This is a genomic window from Enterobacter sp. 18A13 (genome assembly GCF_007035975.1).
In the GTDB taxonomy this organism is placed as follows: Bacteria; Pseudomonadota; Gammaproteobacteria; order Enterobacterales; family Enterobacteriaceae; genus Enterobacter; species Enterobacter vonholyi.
Window position 1 is genome coordinate 1062569 of sequence record NZ_AP019634.1, and the last position, 16210, is coordinate 1078778.

Annotated in this window: 16 protein-coding genes; 4 read left to right on the forward strand and 12 right to left on the reverse strand. The window is 54.2% G+C overall.

Annotation, left to right across the window (positions count from 1 at the left end; translation table 11 throughout):
- Positions 1–900 carry a (2E,6E)-farnesyl diphosphate synthase gene (gene ispA / locus FOY93_RS05180; RefSeq protein WP_133293879.1) on the reverse strand — a complete coding sequence of 300 codons (900 nt, stop codon included), beginning with the start codon at positions 898–900 and terminating at the stop codon, positions 1–3.
- Positions 901–1143, reverse strand: a complete 243-nt coding sequence (gene xseB, locus FOY93_RS05185; RefSeq protein ID WP_133293880.1) for an exodeoxyribonuclease VII small subunit — start codon at positions 1141–1143, stop codon at positions 901–903. It lies immediately after the preceding gene.
- Positions 1144–1334: 191 nt separating this feature from the next.
- Here xseB and thiI point away from each other — a divergent pair, with 191 nt between their 5' ends.
- Positions 1335–2783, forward strand: coding sequence for a tRNA uracil 4-sulfurtransferase ThiI (thiI, locus tag FOY93_RS05190; protein ID WP_111963420.1), 1449 nt, complete (start codon positions 1335–1337; stop codon positions 2781–2783).
- Positions 2784–2877: 94 nt separating this feature from the next.
- Here the strand turns inward: thiI and yajL are convergent, their stop codons facing one another.
- Positions 2878–3471 carry a protein deglycase YajL gene (yajL, locus tag FOY93_RS05195; protein WP_133293882.1) on the reverse strand — a complete coding sequence of 198 codons (594 nt, stop codon included), beginning with the start codon at positions 3469–3471 and terminating at the stop codon, positions 2878–2880.
- Entirely contained in the window at positions 3434–4345 is a 912-nt protein-coding gene (panE, locus tag FOY93_RS05200) for a 2-dehydropantoate 2-reductase (protein ID WP_133293883.1), read from the reverse strand. Before panE ends, yajL begins: the two co-directional genes overlap by 38 nt.
- A gap of 121 nt (positions 4346–4466) precedes the next feature.
- On the opposite strand from panE, the gene FOY93_RS05205 reads away from it, so the two are divergent.
- Positions 4467–4958, forward strand: a complete 492-nt coding sequence (locus FOY93_RS05205) for a YajQ family cyclic di-GMP-binding protein (RefSeq protein ID WP_023334701.1) — start codon at positions 4467–4469, stop codon at positions 4956–4958.
- A gap of 31 nt (positions 4959–4989) precedes the next feature.
- Here the strand turns inward: FOY93_RS05205 and FOY93_RS05210 are convergent, their stop codons facing one another.
- The 8 genes from FOY93_RS05210 to FOY93_RS05245 all read right to left on the reverse strand — a co-directional run bounded on the left by FOY93_RS05210 (position 4990) and on the right by FOY93_RS05245 (position 13864).
- The gene (locus FOY93_RS05210) at positions 4990–6351 is read right to left on the reverse strand and encodes an MFS transporter (protein WP_115874347.1); all 1362 of its coding nucleotides are present in this window, start codon (positions 6349–6351) and stop codon (positions 4990–4992) included.
- A 150-nt stretch (positions 6352–6501) separates the two neighbouring features.
- Positions 6502–7389 carry a heme o synthase gene (gene cyoE, locus FOY93_RS05215; protein WP_013095848.1) on the reverse strand — a complete coding sequence of 296 codons (888 nt, stop codon included), beginning with the start codon at positions 7387–7389 and terminating at the stop codon, positions 6502–6504.
- 11 nt (positions 7390–7400) lie between these two features.
- Positions 7401–7727 carry a cytochrome o ubiquinol oxidase subunit IV gene (locus tag FOY93_RS05220; protein WP_006176899.1) on the reverse strand — a complete coding sequence of 109 codons (327 nt, stop codon included), beginning with the start codon at positions 7725–7727 and terminating at the stop codon, positions 7401–7403.
- Positions 7727–8341 (reverse strand): cytochrome o ubiquinol oxidase subunit III, encoded by a 615-nt coding sequence (locus FOY93_RS05225; protein ID WP_008503324.1) that lies wholly within the window; start codon positions 8339–8341, stop codon positions 7727–7729. The genes FOY93_RS05220 and FOY93_RS05225 overlap by 1 nt, the downstream gene beginning before the upstream one ends.
- The gene (gene cyoB, locus FOY93_RS05230; protein WP_143344756.1) at positions 8331–10322 is read right to left on the reverse strand and encodes a cytochrome o ubiquinol oxidase subunit I; all 1992 of its coding nucleotides are present in this window, start codon (positions 10320–10322) and stop codon (positions 8331–8333) included. Before cyoB ends, FOY93_RS05225 begins: the two co-directional genes overlap by 11 nt.
- Positions 10323–10338: 16 nt before the next feature.
- Positions 10339–11286, reverse strand: coding sequence for a cytochrome o ubiquinol oxidase subunit II (gene cyoA, locus FOY93_RS05235; RefSeq protein ID WP_014882770.1), 948 nt, complete (start codon positions 11284–11286; stop codon positions 10339–10341).
- 477 nt (positions 11287–11763) lie between these two features.
- Positions 11764–13239: a muropeptide MFS transporter AmpG gene (ampG, locus tag FOY93_RS05240; protein WP_133293884.1), complete on the reverse strand. Its 1476-nt coding sequence runs from the start codon at positions 13237–13239 to the stop codon at positions 11764–11766.
- Positions 13240–13285: 46 nt separating this feature from the next.
- Positions 13286–13864, reverse strand: coding sequence for a lipoprotein (locus FOY93_RS05245; RefSeq protein ID WP_023310568.1), 579 nt, complete (start codon positions 13862–13864; stop codon positions 13286–13288).
- Positions 13865–14169: 305 nt separating this feature from the next.
- Between FOY93_RS05245 and bolA the strand changes: the two genes are divergently transcribed.
- Together bolA and tig are read left to right on the forward strand one after the other, a co-directional pair.
- Positions 14170–14487 carry a transcriptional regulator BolA gene (gene bolA, locus FOY93_RS05250; protein ID WP_021241655.1) on the forward strand — a complete coding sequence of 106 codons (318 nt, stop codon included), beginning with the start codon at positions 14170–14172 and terminating at the stop codon, positions 14485–14487.
- Between the two features lie 330 nt (positions 14488–14817).
- On the forward strand, positions 14818–16116 hold the full coding sequence (gene tig, locus FOY93_RS05260) for a trigger factor (RefSeq protein ID WP_133293885.1): 1299 nt from the start codon (positions 14818–14820) through the stop codon (positions 16114–16116).
- Positions 16117–16210: the final 94 nt, after the last annotated feature.

The window sequence follows — 16210 nt, forward strand, 5'->3', positions numbered from 1 at the left end:
TTATTTATCACGCTGGATTATATAGTCCGCTAGCGCTTCCAGTGCCGAGGTATCCAGCGATTGCGCAGCCAGTTCATTCAGCGACTGGCGGGCATCGTCAATCAGATCCCGGGCTTTACGTTGGGCTTGCTCAAGGCCCAGCAGGGCGGGGTAGGTACTTTTGCCAAGCTGCTGGTCCGCACCCTGACGTTTACCCAATGTTGCAGTATCGCCCACCACATCCAGAATGTCATCCTGAACCTGGAATGCCAGACCGATACTTTCTGCGTATCTGTCCAGAATCGGCAGGGCTTTGCGCCCTTGTTCACCCGCGCTCAGCGCGCCCAGGCGAACGGCGGAACGAATCAGTGCCCCGGTTTTATGGCGATGAATACGCTCCAGCTGTTCCAGATTAACCTGACGTCCTTCCGCTTCAAGATCCAGCGCCTGTCCGCCGCACATGCCGGCCACGCCGCTGGCCATTGCCAGCTCGGAGATCATCGCCAGACGGTCGCGGTCAGCCACTTCCGCCATTGGCGCGTCGCTCAGAATCGAGAACGCCAGCGTTTGCAGGGCATCACCCGCCAGGATGGCATTCGCCTCACCAAACTTGATATGGCAGGTGGGTTTACCCCGACGCAAATCGTCGTCGTCCATGGCCGGGAGATCGTCGTGGATCAGCGAGTAGGCGTGGATGCACTCAACGGCGGCTGCCGGAGCGTCCAGCGTGCTATCGCTGATGCCAAACATATTGCCGGTGGCATACACCAGGAACGGGCGCAGGCGCTTTCCACCCAAGAGTGCGCCATAGTGCATGGCTTCAACCAGTGGAGTGTTCTGAAAAGGCTGTGGCGCAATAAAACGGCGCAGGGCGTCGTTGGCGCGTACGACACGCGCCTGAAGCTCGTTGGCAAAATCCATTTACTCGGCGTCCGGTGTGAAAGGCGTGGTTTTCCCGTCTTCGCTGTCGGAAAGCAGGATCTGCACGCGCTGCTCGGCCTGCTGCAGCTTGACCTGCCCCTGGCGCGCCAGCTGCACGCCACGCTCGAATTCGTTGAGCGCCTCTTCCAGCGGGAGATCGCCGCTCTCAAGACGGGTAACAATTTGCTCCAGTTCACTCAGCGCAGTTTCAAAACTGGCCGGTGCGTCGTTCTTCTTCGGCATAGTGAATTGACTCTTATATTCTTCGCCCCGACATGGTAACGGACTCGGGCGGATAAGCAAATAACGCGCAATGTGCACAGGAGCGGCGCGATGGTGGTATACTTGCGCGCCTGGATGCAGCCACGGGTGTGGGCTGCTGTACTCTTTTCCATTACAAGCCTTAACAGGCTTGCCTAAGAAACATTGCCGCCATGAAGTTTATCATTAAATTGTTCCCTGAAATCACCATCAAAAGCCAATCTGTGCGTTTGCGCTTTATTAAAATTCTCACCGGGAACATTCGTAACGTATTAAAGCACTACGACGAAACCCTCGCCGTGGTACGCCACTGGGACCACGTTGAGGTCCGTGCGAAAGACGAAAACAAACGTCAGGATATTCGCGACGCGCTGACCCGTATTCCGGGGATCCACCATATCCTGGAAGTGGAAGATGTTCCGTTCAGCGATATGCATGACATCTTCGAGAAAGCGCTGGTCCAGTACCGTGACCAGATCGAAGGCAAAACCTTCTGCGTGCGCGTCAAGCGTCGCGGTAAGCACGAATTCAGCTCCATTGAAGTGGAACGTTATGTCGGCGGCGGTTTAAACCAGCACGTTGAAACGGCGCGCGTACGTCTGACCAACCCGGACGTGACGGTGAACCTGGAGATCGAAAACGATCGCCTGCTGCTGGTGAAAGGGCGCTATGAAGGTATCGGCGGCTTCCCTATCGGCACCCAGGAAGACGTATTATCCCTGATCTCTGGCGGCTTCGACTCCGGCGTCTCCAGCTATATGTTGATGCGTCGCGGCTGCCGTGTGCACTACTGCTTCTTCAACCTGGGCGGTGCGGCGCACGAAATCGGCGTTCGTCAGGTGGCGCATTACCTGTGGAACCGCTTCGGCAGCTCCCACCGCGTGCGTTTCGTGGCAATCAATTTCGAACCTGTGGTCGGCGAAATCCTCGAGAAAGTGGACGACGGTCAGATGGGCGTCATCCTTAAGCGCATGATGGTGCGTGCGGCGTCCAAAGTGGCTGAACGCTACGGCGTGCAGGCGCTGGTCACCGGCGAAGCGCTGGGCCAGGTCTCCAGCCAGACGCTGACCAACCTGCGTCTGATCGACAACGTATCTGATACGCTGATCCTGCGTCCGCTCATCTCCCATGACAAAGAGCACATCATCGATCTGGCGCGCGAAATCGGCACCGAAGATTTTGCCCGCACCATGCCGGAATACTGCGGCGTGATCTCTAAAAGCCCAACGGTGAAAGCGGTGAAGGCGAAGATCGAAGCGGAAGAAGAGAACTTCGATTTCAGCATTCTGGATAAAGTGGTGGAAGAAGCGTCCAACATTGATATCCGCGAGATTGCCCAGCAGACCGAGCAGGAAGTGGTTGAAGTGGAGACCGTGAGCGGTTTCGGCGCGAACGATGCGATTCTGGATATTCGCTCCATTGACGAGCAGGATGACAAGCCGCTGCAGGTGGAAGGCGTCGAAGTGGTTTCTCTGCCGTTCTACAAGCTGAGCACCAAGTTTGGCGATCTCGACCAGAGCAAAACGTATCTGCTGTGGTGTGAGCGTGGAGTGATGAGTCGCCTGCAGGCGCTGTATCTGCGCGAGCAGGGCTTTGCGAATGTGAAGGTGTATCGTCCGTAGTTTCTCGCCCGGTGGCGCTTCGCTTACCGGGCCTACGGTACCGTGCATTTGTAGGCTGGGTAAGGCGTAGCCGCCACCCGGCTTTTTTTATGCACTACTCTTCATAGTAATTATAAATCCCCGCAGGCATCACCAGCGATGATGCCACTTCGTAGGCCTTCTCGCGCCCGACCAGCAGGTCAATAATCTTTAAGCCAAAATCAATCGCAGTGCCAGGCCCCTGGCTGGTCAACAGGTTTACGCGCGGGTCCCAGACGACGCGTTTGTCCACCCAATGTTCTTCCGGGATCGTATCCTTCAGCCCCGGGAAGCCGGTCATATTGCCGACGGGGAAGATATCGTGCGGAACCAGAACCGTTCCCGCGGCGGCGCAGATAGCCGCGACGATACGGCCTGACAGATGGAACTGACGCACGGTCTCGACCAGCAGCGGGCTGTCGCGAAAACATTCCGCGCCTTTTAGGCCGCCGGGCAGCACGATGATGTCGTAATCTCCGTCTGCCACCTGAACAAGCGGCGCGTCTGCCAGGATTTTCACCCCGCGTGAACAGGTGATTGCAAGATTGCCGTCGCTGGCGACGCTGGCGGTGGTGATCTTAATGCCGCCGCGCACCATCAAATCAATGGTGGTGACCGCTTCCATCTCTTCGCTACCAGGGGCGAGGCAGATCAGTGCTGACGCGCTCATATTCACTCTCCTTACGTTTAACCAGGTCATACAGACGGGCGTTTTCCGGCACGGAAATGCCGTGTGCGCGGGCGCGTTTTAGCAGATAGCCGGTAATGTAGTCGACCTCCGTGTGGCGTAATGCCCGAACATCCTGCAGCATTGAGGAGATGTTTTCTGCTGTACTCTCAATGACCTGCTCGACATAGCAGCGCAAATCGTCTGCCGAGGTATGCAGCCCTTCCCGCTCAACGACCGCCGCGACTTCCGCACACAAAATGGCAACGTCCTGCGGATGATTTTTCAGCTCCCCGTTCGGGCAGTTCCACAGCGCCGTCAGCGGATTGATCACGCAGTTTACCGCAAGCTTACGCCACAGCTGAGGGCGGATGTTGTTGTGCCATGCGACGTCCGGCAAGACCTTTTGCAGAACATCGGCAAGATAGCTGTAGTCGCCATCCTGTGGTCTGGCAGGACCCATGTGCGTCACGCCGCTGGCGACATGCACAATGATGTTGCCGTCGCGACGGGCAGCGTGCGTGGTCGTCGCCATCAGCAGGGGCTGCGGGACGCTTTTCAGCTCATCGAGGGTACCCATGCCGTTATGCAGCAGCAGTATGGGCGAAGTGGGGGGGAGCTGCGCGGCCAGTGTCTTTACCGCGTCTGAGACCTGCCAGGCCTTGAGCGTCACCAGTAAAAGGTCGCTTTGCGCCAGGAAATCAGGATCGTTGGCGGTGAGAGATTCGTTAAAGATGCTTCCGTCTTCACCAATCAGGTTTACACTGCAGTAGGGTTGGGGCACTCGCAGCCAGCCCTGAACCTCATGTCCGTGCTTGCACAGCGCGGTCAGCCACAGCTGACCAAGCGCTCCGCATCCGAGCACCGTAATTTTCATTGTTCCTCCTCACCTGCAACTGCGCCAGGTGTTACAGCTTAATTATACAGCTAAGCTTCTGTTGAGTTATGCCTCGTAGCGGGTATTATGCAACGCAACAAAAGTGAAGGGAGAAGAAAAGATGCCATCTTTCGATATTGTTTCCGAAGTTGATATCCAGGAAGTTCGCAACGGCGTTGAGAACGCAACCCGCGAAGTTGAGTCACGTTTCGATTTTCGTGGCGTTGAGGCGTCGTTTGAGCTGAACGATGCAAATAAGACCATTAAGGTGCTGAGCGAGTCTGATTTCCAGGTGAATCAGCTGCTCGATATTCTGCGCGCCAAGCTGTTAAAGCGCGGCATCGAAGGGACGTCTCTCGATGTGCCGGAAGAGTTCGTGCACAGCGGTAAGAACTGGTTTGTAGAAGCCAAGCTGAAGCAGGGTATTGAGAGCGCGGTGCAGAAGAAAATCGTTAAGCTCATCAAAGACAGCAAGCTGAAGGTGCAGGCGCAGATCCAGGGTGAAGAAATTCGCGTGACCGGTAAGTCCCGCGACGATCTCCAGTCCGTAATGGCGCTGGTGCGCGGCGGCGATTTGGGACAACCGTTCCAGTTTAAAAACTTCCGCGATTAATATAAAAAGCCCGGTTAAACCGGGCTTTTTATCACGCCTTGAGCGCCTGCTCGACTTCGAAGCGGTTAGTCATTTTACTGTCTATCTTGACGTAAGCGCTGCGCTCTTCCGGGACAATGAGCACGTCCGTCACGCCCTCTTTTTCTTCCAGACGCTGCTTAAGCGCATCGCTAATTTCCACATCATCCGGGATTTCTATCCGCAGGCTGCTCACGTAGCGCGGCTCTTTCATGGTGCTGGCGACCAGCAGCCAGACTGTCGCTAACAGCGCACCGGCGAGAAACACGGTTTGTGAATCAAACAGGCCGTCCACCCAGCCGCCGAGCGAGCCGCCGATCGCCACGCCGAGAAACTGGCTGGTGGAGTAAATACCCATTGCCGTACCTTTGTAACCGGCGGGCGACTCTTTGCTGATAAGCGACGGCAGCAGCGCTTCCATCAGGTTAAAGGCCAGGAAGAACAGCTGCACGCCGGCAATCAGCTCCCAGAAGTGCGGACCGGCACCCCAGAGCACGATTTCGGCAATCAGCAGGACCGCCACGCAGCCCACGAAGACGCGCTTCATTTTGCGCTTCACTTCTGCGTAGATGATGAACGGCACGACGGAGACAAACGAAATCAGCATCGTGACCAGATAGATTTTCCAGTGCTCAGCCGCCGGGAAACCCGCTGCCGCAAGCTGGCCGGGCAGGGCGACAAAGGTCGACATCAGCAGGATGTGCAGACACATAATGCCAAAGTTCAGCTTCAGAAGGCGCGGCTCGACAATCACTTTGCTGAAGCAGCCTTTTACCATCCCGGATTCACGGTTGAGGACGTGGTTTTTGCTGTCCGGCACGACCCACAGGGTTAACGCAATACCAATGGTTGCCAGCACGGCAATCATCCAGAACAGGGCGTGCAGACCCAACGTGTGCGTAATGATGGGGCCAAGCACCATCGCAATCGCAAACGTTACGCCAAAGCTCACGCCGATGAACGCCATTGCTTTGGTGCGGTTTTGCTCGCGGGTTAAGTCGGACAGCAGCGCCATCACCGCGGCGGCAATCGCGCCGGAGCCCTGCAGGGCGCGGCCAAGAATAATCCCCCAGATGGAGTGGGAGAGGGCGGCAATTACGCTTCCGAGCACAAAGACCAGCAGCCCGCCGACGATCAGCGGCTTTCTGCCCACCCGGTCAGAGAGCAGGCCAAAAGGGATCTGGAAAACCGCCTGCGCCAGGCCGTAGATGCCGATCGCGAGTCCAATCAGCGCCTCGCTGGCCCCCTGCAGCGCCATACCGTACGTGGTCAGAACAGGCAGGACCATAAACATGCCAAGCATCCGTAGCGAGAAGACAGTCCCTAAGCCCCAGGTCGCGCGTAGCTCGCCTGGCGTCATTTTATAATCGTTCATTACCACCTCAGTTCAAAAGCAGGCCATAGTGTAGTGCGGGGAAGGGGCGGGGTAAATAAAGGGTTATTTAACAAATATTACATGCGTTATTAGTAGATTCAGCGAATAAAAAAGGGTGCCGAAGCACCCCCTTTATTGACCTGTTTTGGCTTACCAGACGTAAGTCAGCAGGTTATGTGAATCCGGCACCATGAAGTCTACGGACATCATCACGGACAGCGAGGTGATGGCCACAATTGAGAACACAAACAGTTTGCGCGCCCAGACTTTGTCATCTTCCACTTTGTAACCGCGCAGCGCCATACCGAGCCACCAGACGCTCACCGCAGCCGCTACCGCCAGATATTTATATCCAGCGTAACCACCCAGAGAGAGCATCAGCGTTGCCACGGCAAAGGCGATGATGTACAGCGTGATGTGGTTCTTGGCAACCGAAATGCCCTTCACGACCGGCAGAACCGGGATGTTCGCTGCCTGATAATCCTTAAAGCGGAAAATCGCGATGGCATAGGAGTGCGGCATCTGCCACAGGCTAAAGATAGCCAGCAGGATCAGCGCACCGCTGTCGAACTCGTTCGTGACCGCACAGTAGCCAATCACCGGCGGCGCAGCGCCGGAGAGAGAACCAATCAGCGTGCCGTAGACGGAGTGGCGTTTCATATACAGGCTGTAGACGCCCACATACACCACGAACCCCATCACCCCCAGCCAGCAGGCCAGTGGGTTAGCACCAAACCACAGCAGCATAAAGCCAGCAATACCCAGCAAGGTGGCGTACACCAGCGAGACGGAAGGGGCGATCAGGCCTTTCACCAGCACCCGATTTTTGGTCCTTTCCATCTTCTTGTCGATATCCATGTCGATGTAGTTGTTAAATACACAACCGGACGCAACAACCAGTGACACACCGACCAGCGTGTAGATAAAGAGGGTGTAATCAATGCTGCCCTTAGAGGCCAGCAGGAACCCTCCGATCACGGAGATCAGGTTGCCAAAGATGATGCCTGGTTTCGTTACTTGCAGGTATTGCTTAAACATACTCGCCGCTCTTAGTGAACCATCATGTTGTAGTTGAGGTTCCACATAATCCAGATGGAACCGACTACCAGGATAGCGATGATAATCACGGTAAAGATAAAGGCGGTCATATTCCAGCCTTCATCGGACTTGGTGTTCATGTGCAGGAAGCAAACCAGATGCACCAGAATCTGAATCACAGCGGTTACCAGGATTGCACCCAGGATAACCGGCTTAGACGCAGAACCGCTCATCACCATCCAGAACGGGATCACCGTCAGGATGATCGACAGGATAAAACCTGTCATGTAGGTTTTTACGCTGCCGTGGGAAGCGCCATGATCGTTAGAATGACTCATTACATCGCCCCCATCAGATAGACAACAGAGAACACACAGATCCACACCACGTCCAGGAAGTGCCAGAACAGGCTCAGGCACAGGATACGGGTACGGTTAGTACTGGTCAGGCCGCGACGGGAGATCTGGAACATCAGGACTGCCATCCAGATCAGACCGGAGGTCACGTGCAGACCGTGAGTGCCGACCAGCGCGAAGAACGCGGACAGGAAGCCACTGCGATCCGGGCCGAAGCCTTCCATGATCAGGTGATGGAATTCATAGATTTCCATCCCGATAAATCCAGCACCAAACAACCAGGTCAACGCCAGCCAGGAAACAACCTGGCTCTTGTTGTTTTTGTACATGGCGATAGCCGCCATGCCGTAGGTGATGGAGCTGAATAACAGCAGTGCGGTTTCAACCAGAACGAACGGCAGTTCAAAGATGTCCTTGCCGGTCGGGCCGCCCGCTGTGCCGTTCACCAGAACGGCATAGGTTGCGAACAGACAGCAGAACAGAATGCAGTCGCTCATTAGGTAGATCCAGAAACCGAAGACTTTGGTCGGTCCTGTATCGTGGTGCGCATGCTCATGCGCGTGGGCAGTTGAGTGCGCCAGAGTATCAGTTGCCATTTTTCAGCCCCGCTTTAGAAATCTCGTCGAAATGCTGATTTTCCAGCTTCTCAACTTCACGGACTGGTACGTAGTAGTCCACGTCCTCGTCAAAGCTCTTCACAATCCAGCTGATTACGATGCCGGCGAAGCCAACAATCGCCATCCACCAGATGTGCCAGATCATTGCGAAACCAAATACCGTTGCGAAGGCGGCAATCACGATGCCCGCACCGCTGTTTTTCGGCATGTGGATCTCTTCGTAATGAGCAGGTTGCTTGTACGCTTCACCTTTCTCTTTCATTTCCCAGAATGCGTCACGTTCATGAACCTGCGGCACAATGGCGAAGTTATAGAAAGGAGGTGGAGAAGAGGTCGCCCACTCCAGCGTACGGCCACCCCATGGGTCACCGGTCAGGTCACGGTTCTGATCGCGGTCGCGAATAGACACGTAGAACTGAATCAGCTGAGACGCGATACCACAGGCAATCAGCACGGCACCGCCCGCTGCAACCATCAGCATTGGGTGGAACTGCGGATCGATCTGCTGGCTCAGGCGACGGGTCATACCCATGAAGCCCAGCACGTACAGCGGCATAAATGTTACGAAGAAGCCGATGATCCAGAACCAGAACGCGCGTTTACCCCATTTTTCGTTCAGCGTGAAGCCGAACGCTTTTGGCCACCAGTAGGTTACGCCAGCGAAGCAGCCGAAGACCACGCCACCGATGATAACGTTATGGAAGTGCGCAATCAGGAACAGGCTGTTGTGCAGAACGAAGTCAGCGCCCGGTACCGCCAGCAGTACGCCGGTCATCCCACCTACGGAGAAGGTTACGATGAAGCCGATGGTCCACAGCATCGCTGAGTGGAACACGATACGGCCCTGGTACATGGTGAACAGCCAGTTGAAGATCTTCACCCCGGTAGGGATGGCGATAATCATGGTTGTGATACCGAAGAAGGCGTTTACGTTCGCGCCCGCACCCATGGTGAAGAAGTGGTGCAGCCAAACGATGAACGACAGAACGGTAATACACACGGTTGCCCACACCAGAGAGGTGTAACCAAACAGACGTTTACGCGAGAAGGTTGCCGCGATTTCGGAGAACACACCGAACACAGGCAGAACCAGAATGTACACTTCCGGGTGACCCCAGGCCCAAATCAGGTTGATGTACATCATCATGTTGCCACCCATATCATTCGTGAAGAAATGGGTGCCCAGATAGCGATCCAGGGTCAGCAGCGCGATGGTGACGGTCAGAATTGGAAAGGAGGCAATAATCAGGATGTTGGCGCACAGAGATGCCCAGGTAAATACCGGCATCTTGAACATGGTCATGCCAGGGGCACGCATCTTGATAATGGTCACGAAGAAGTTGATACCGGTCAGGGTAGTACCGACACCGGAGAGCTGAAGCGCCCAAATCCAGTAGTCGACGCCAACGCCCGGACTGTACTCAATTCCTGACAGCGGTGGGTAAGCCAGCCAGCCGGTCTGCGCGAATTCGCCCACGCCCAGTGACAGGTTAACCAGGATAACGCCGACAACCGTGAACCAGAAGCTCAGGTTGTTCAGGAACGGGAACGCCACGTCGCGCGCGCCGATTTGCAGCGGAACGACAACGTTCATCAGACCGATAACCAGCGGCATCGCCACGAAGAAGATCATGATAACGCCGTGGGCGGTAAAGATCTGATCGTAGTGGTGCGGCGGCAGGAAGCCGGCTTCACCCGCCGAAGCGAGTGCCTGCTGGCTACGCATCATGATCGCATCCGCAAAGCCACGAATTAACATGACGATACCGACGATGCAGTACATGATACCGAGTTTTTTGTGGTCAACCGAAGTCAGCCACTCGTTCCACAGGTAGCTCCACTTACCGAAGTAAGTGATCAGGGCCAGTAAGGCCGCGCCACCAATGATAATTGCAGCCACCGTAACCACGATAATCGGTTCATGGTAGGGCACTGCATCCAGTGTCAATTTTCCGAACATTTTCTTCCTCGGCCCCTTAGTGAGCGGTTTCCGCGTGGCTCATGTCCATGCCTTCCATACCTTCGTGCGCGCTGTGCTCGCCTTCTGGCTGGGTCATGTCCATGCTCTTGCCGTGATCCATAAATTTGCCAATAACATCTTTGAACAAATCAGGTTTCACATTAGAGAAGTACTCCACCTTGTTGTATTCGCTTGGTGCAGCCACTTTTTCGAACGCCGCCATGTCAGACATGGTGTTTGGAGACTGCTTCGCTTTTTCAACCCACTGGTCGAAAGCGGCACGGTCTGGCGTCGCAATAGCTTTGAACTTCATACCTGAGAAGCCCGGGCCGCTATAGCTGGCGGAGATACCATCATAGGTGCCTGCTTCATTCGCGATCAGATGCAGGTTGGTCTGCATACCGGCCATCGCGTAAATCTGGCTACCCAGACGTGGGATGAAGAAGGAGTTCATTACGGAGTTGGAGGTCACTTTGAACTGAACCGGAGTGTTCGCCGGGAAGGCGATTTCATTCACGGTAGCAATACCCTGCTCTGGATAGATGAAGAACCATTTCCAGTCCATGGAGACCACTTCAATGGTAATAGGTTTCTCATCGTGAACCAGCGGTTTGCTTGGCTCAAGTGCGTGAGTGGTTTTCCAGGTCAGCACGGCAAGGAACAGGATGATCAGAATAGGTACCGTCCAGACCACAGCTTCAACTTTATTGGAGTGTGACCAGTTAGGGCTATACTTCGCATCTTTATTGCTCGCACGATACTTCCAGGCGAAACCAACAGCCATCAAAATGGCAGGAATAACCACAATCAACATCAGGCCAAAAGCCGTCAATATCAGTGAACGTTGTTCCAGTCCAATCTGTCCTTTGGGGTCTAGTAGTGCAGAATCACAGCCACTGAGTAATACAGTGCCCGCGAATAATGACAACCATCCCAAACTTTTATTGTATTTCCCGAGTCTCATTTAACGACCTCAATTCCACGGAGTCTGGTGGCGTTTAAAGTGTGCGGGCATTTTACGGGAAGGTTACATTACTGTAAACATCATTAGGCCTGTGTCAGGAAGGTGTTACCGGGTTCTGCCGCACGTGTCACAAGTGTTGCAAATTATGTCGGTTTTTATGACCGAAGCCGCACGGGATGGGCTTTATAACGAAAGGACCCCTAAGCATACCCTAAAAGGGGCAATTGGTATAACCATTGTTGAAAATAAACAAAAAATTAACAATTAATTATCAATAAAAAGACATATAAAAAACGAAAAATCAAACTCTCGTATGCTGAATCGTTTAATGAAAAATAGCGTTTTGGAATAGGAGCCAATAATTTCCAAATCCTATCCCGCACAAAACAACAAATATTTTTTTTGCGCCTGGCGGCTATTTCGTCGTTATAATTTCGGTTAGTGATTACAACGGGAAATAACCTTTCGCATTTTTCTTCAGGTCATCTGCGTTTTACGCAACGCCATGAAATCAAGCAGACCTCCGATCAGGATCCCGGCGATAGCCAGCAGGGCGCCTGCGTCCAGCAGAAGGGCTTCGAAAGGGAGTGCCAGAGAGGTGCTGGCATTGATAATAAGCACCACGAGCCAGAGCGCCAGAGCAATGCAGCCCGCCATTAACAGACGTAACGCAAAACGGTAGGCGCGGTGATATTCGGTGCGCGGCATAAAGTGTTCTGTTCGCTGGGTATATTCCAGCGTCTGACGGCAGACCAGCAGCAATAAAATTCCCGGCACGGCAGCTACGACCGAGAAGAGATAAAATGTTGGCCAGCCGTGGGCTTCCACGAACCAGCCGGCAATCGGGCCAACGTACACCCGGCCAACGGCTGAGAGCGCCGAGAGCAGAGCGAACTGGGTGGCTGAAAACGACTTATTGCACAGGGTCATCAGCAGGGCGACAAACGCCGCAGTGCCCATGCCGCCGCAGAGGTTTTCGAAGAATACCGCTGTGGCCATGCTGATCGTATGTTTGTCGGTAATCGACAGCAGCCAGTAGCCTGCGTTAGAGGCACCCTGAAGGATGCCGAAAATTAGCAGCGCGCGAAACAGCGTCAGACGCTGCATCAGCACGCCGCCATAAAGCGCGCCGACGATGGTCGCAAACAGCCCAAGCGTTTTATTCACCACGCCTACTTCACCGGCGTCAAAACCGACGCCGCGGATCAGGAAGGTGGTGGTCAGGCTCATGGCGAAAGCATCGCCCAGCTTATAAAGGACGATAAGCAACAGGATCAGCCAGGCGTTGTTGCGGCCAAAAAAGTCACGCAGCGGTTCGGCGACGGCCTGCTCCAGCGAGCGGGGTACCGGAATAACGTCACTCGGTTCGGGCGCGAACAGCGTCGCGATAATGCAGGGGACAAGCAGGGCGGCCATCAGCCAGTACATACCCTGCCAGCCGAGGTACCTGTCGGCGAGCCACAGCGCCAGCCCGCCGGAAACCAGCATCCCGAGGCGATAGCCCAGCACGCTGATTGCTGCACCAGCACCGCGCTCTTCCGCAGGTAACACGTCCGTCTTCCAGGCGTCGAACACGATATCCTGAGAGGCGGAACAGAAAGCAATCACTACCGCAAGCGCGGCCATCCATCGAAGCTGGGTGGTGGGTTCAAGAAATCCCATCGCCGCGATGGCCAGCAGCAGCAGGATCTGCGTCATTACTAACCAGCCGCGTCGACGCCCGAGGAAAGGCGGCGTGTAGCGATCCATGACCGGAGACCACAGGAACTTAAAGACATAGGCCTGGCCGACAAGCGAGAAGAAACCAATGGTTTTAAGATCGATGTTCTCAACCGTCATCCACGCCTGAAGCGTGCCGGAAGTGAGCGCGAGGGGTAAACCTGAGGCGAAGCCGAGGATCAGCAGAATCGCTGATTTCGGTTGCTGGAAAATGCGTAAGTAATGGCTGGACATGTTCTTATAAAACTGACCCGGTGATACACCGGGTCAGCGAGCGGGATTAACGCGCGTTCTGCTTGATGAAGTCGTGAATGCTGGTGTCCTGCGCCATATCGGCGATGGTATCGGTCAGCACGCTGTTAACGGCGTTAGCAATGTTCTGGTTGGAGGCCTGGAACGCACCTTCAACAGAATAGCTGGCGCGGTAGTTTTTGGTCATCTTGTTGCCATTCTTCGCGGTGGCAATGATGGCGATATCCGCTTTGGTCGCGATGTTGTAGCGCACGTTGCCCTGAGACACGTCAGCGTACAGGTTGTTCACGATGATCTGCAGATCGACCGCGCCGCTTGGGCCAATCATATACCCGCGAGCGGTCATCTGTTTCTCCAGCACTTCCTGCAACAGGAAGCGCAGGTCGCGGGACGCGGTGAGGGTAACCTGCTGGTTATCGCGGGTCACTTTAGCCAGCGCTTGATCCTGACGCTGATCGGCGCCGTTAATGCTCACGGTGACGCCCATCAGGCTTGGGTCCTGCTGAGGCAGGGTGATTTTTGGTGAGACATCAATAGTGGTTGGCGGGGTAGCGCAGCCTGCCAGCATAAAAAGGGCTACCAACGGAAAGAAGAGTTTTTTTAACATTTTCGGGTTCTCAACGAATCGTAAGCATATAAAGAGAAAAATTGTCGCCATCATAACATCGCCAACGGCAAGGGGAAGTGGTCAACGCATGTAAATTCATCGCCTTGTCCGAAAACTGACCAGTTCACCGTTTTTCTCAAACCGTGTATGACAAAACGTATGAGTCTCACAGTGAACTTCATTCGTTTGAATGAGAAAATCAGACGAAAGCTAAATATTTGTTGTCAAGGTGTAATGGAAACGGTAAAAGCGGCTAACATTTAAAGGGATGGGTGACATCCTGGCGTTGTCGGAGGAGTAATTTCATGATGATACGTGAGCATATAGAAGATAAATTAAGGGCAGCGTTCAACCCTGTGTTCCTCGAAGTCGTCGACGAAAGCTATCGTCATAACGTGCCGGCAGGTTCTGAAAGCCACTTTAAAGTGGTTCTGGTTAGCGATCGCTTCACGGGAGAACGTTTCCTGAATCGACACCGCTTGATCTACAGCACCTTGACGGAAGAACTCTCCACGACCGTGCATGCGCTGGCGCTGCATACCTACACCATTAAGGAATGGGAAGGTCTGCAGGATACGGTTTTCGCATCGCCACCTTGTCGCGGTGCAGGCACTATCGCCTGATAAATCGGATTTGCAACGGCTGGAGCTTTTCCAGTATGTTGCTTAGAGATTTCCTCAAAACGGCCTCCGGGCCGTTTTGTTTTGTCTACGTTTTGAGCGGATGGTGCGATTTTAAGGCTAAAAATAGCCTTAAAGTGTGAAAAAAGCCGCAGCAACATGCCCCAACCGTTCTCGACTCACCTAAGTGATGCCGCTATAATGCCGCGTCTTATTGAATGTCTTCGGGATGATTCTGGCGACAGGGAATGTGAATCTGCACTAAGAGAGCATCCCGGTATAACAGACAGATTCAGAGTTGACCGAGCACTGTGATTTTTTTGAGGTAACAAGATGCAAGTTTCAGTTGAAACCACTCAAGGCCTTGGCCGCCGTGTAACGATTACTATCGCTGCTGACAGCATCGAAACTGCTGTGAAAAGCGAGCTGGTCAACGTAGCAAAAAAAGTACGTATTGACGGCTTCCGCAAGGGCAAAGTACCAATGAATGTTGTTGCTCAGCGTTATGGCGCTTCCGTGCGTCAGGATGTGCTGGGTGAACTGATGAGCCGCAACTTTATCGATGCGATCATCAAAGAAAAAATCAATCCGGCCGGCGCGCCGAACTACGTTCCAGGCGAATACAAACTGGGCGAAGACTTCACCTACTCCGTAGAGTTCGAAGTGTACCCGGAAGTTGAGCTGAAAGGTCTGGAATCTATCGAAGTTGAAAAACCAGTTGTTTCCGTGACTGACGAAGATGTTGACGGCATGCTGGAAACCCTGCGCAAGCAGCAGGCGAACTGGAAAGAGAAAGAAGGCGCTGTTGACGCTGAAGACCGTGTCACCATCGACTTCACCGGTTCTGTAGACGGCGAAGAGTTCGAAGGCGGTAAAGCCTCTGACTTCGTACTGGCAATGGGCCAGGGGCGTATGATCCCAGGCTTCGAAGACGGTATCAAAGGCCACAAGGCTGGCGAAGAGTTCACCATCGACGTGACCTTCCCGGAAGAATACCACGCTGAAAACCTGAAAGGGAAAGCAGCGAAGTTCGCTATCAACCTGAAGAAAGTTGAAGAGCGCGAACTGCCAGAACTGACTGAAGAATTCATCAAGCGTTTCGGCGTGGAAGATGGTTCCGTAGCGGGTCTGCGTACCGAAGTGCGTAAGAACATGGAACGCGAACTGAACGGCGCGGTGCGTAACCGTGTGAAATCTCAGGCGATCGAAGGTCTGGTTAAAGCCAACGAAATCGACGTTCCAGCTGCCCTGATCGACAGCGAAATCGACGTTCTGCGCCGTCAGGCTGCACAGCGTTTCGGTGGCAACCAGCAGCAAGCGATGGAACTGCCACGCGAGCTGTTCGAAGAGCAAGCGAAACGCCGCGTTGTTGTTGGCCTGCTGCTGGGCGAAGTGATTCGTACCCACGAGCTGAAAGCTGACGAAGAACGTGTGAAAGGCCTGATCGAAGAGATGGCTTCTGCATACGAAGATCCATCAGAAGTGATCGAGTTCTACGGTAAGAACAAAGAGCTGATGGACAACATGCGCAACGTTGCCCTGGAAGAGCAGGCTGTTGAAGCGGTACTGGCGAAAGCGAAAGTGACCGAAAAAGCGACCTCTTTCAACGAACTGATGAACCAGCAGGCGTAATTTCGCCCCAACGGTTTAAAGTTTGAACAGAAAACCCGTTGCCTTGCGGCAACGGGTTTTTTTTATCGCAGCTATAGCCCAGGAAGAGTGCTAA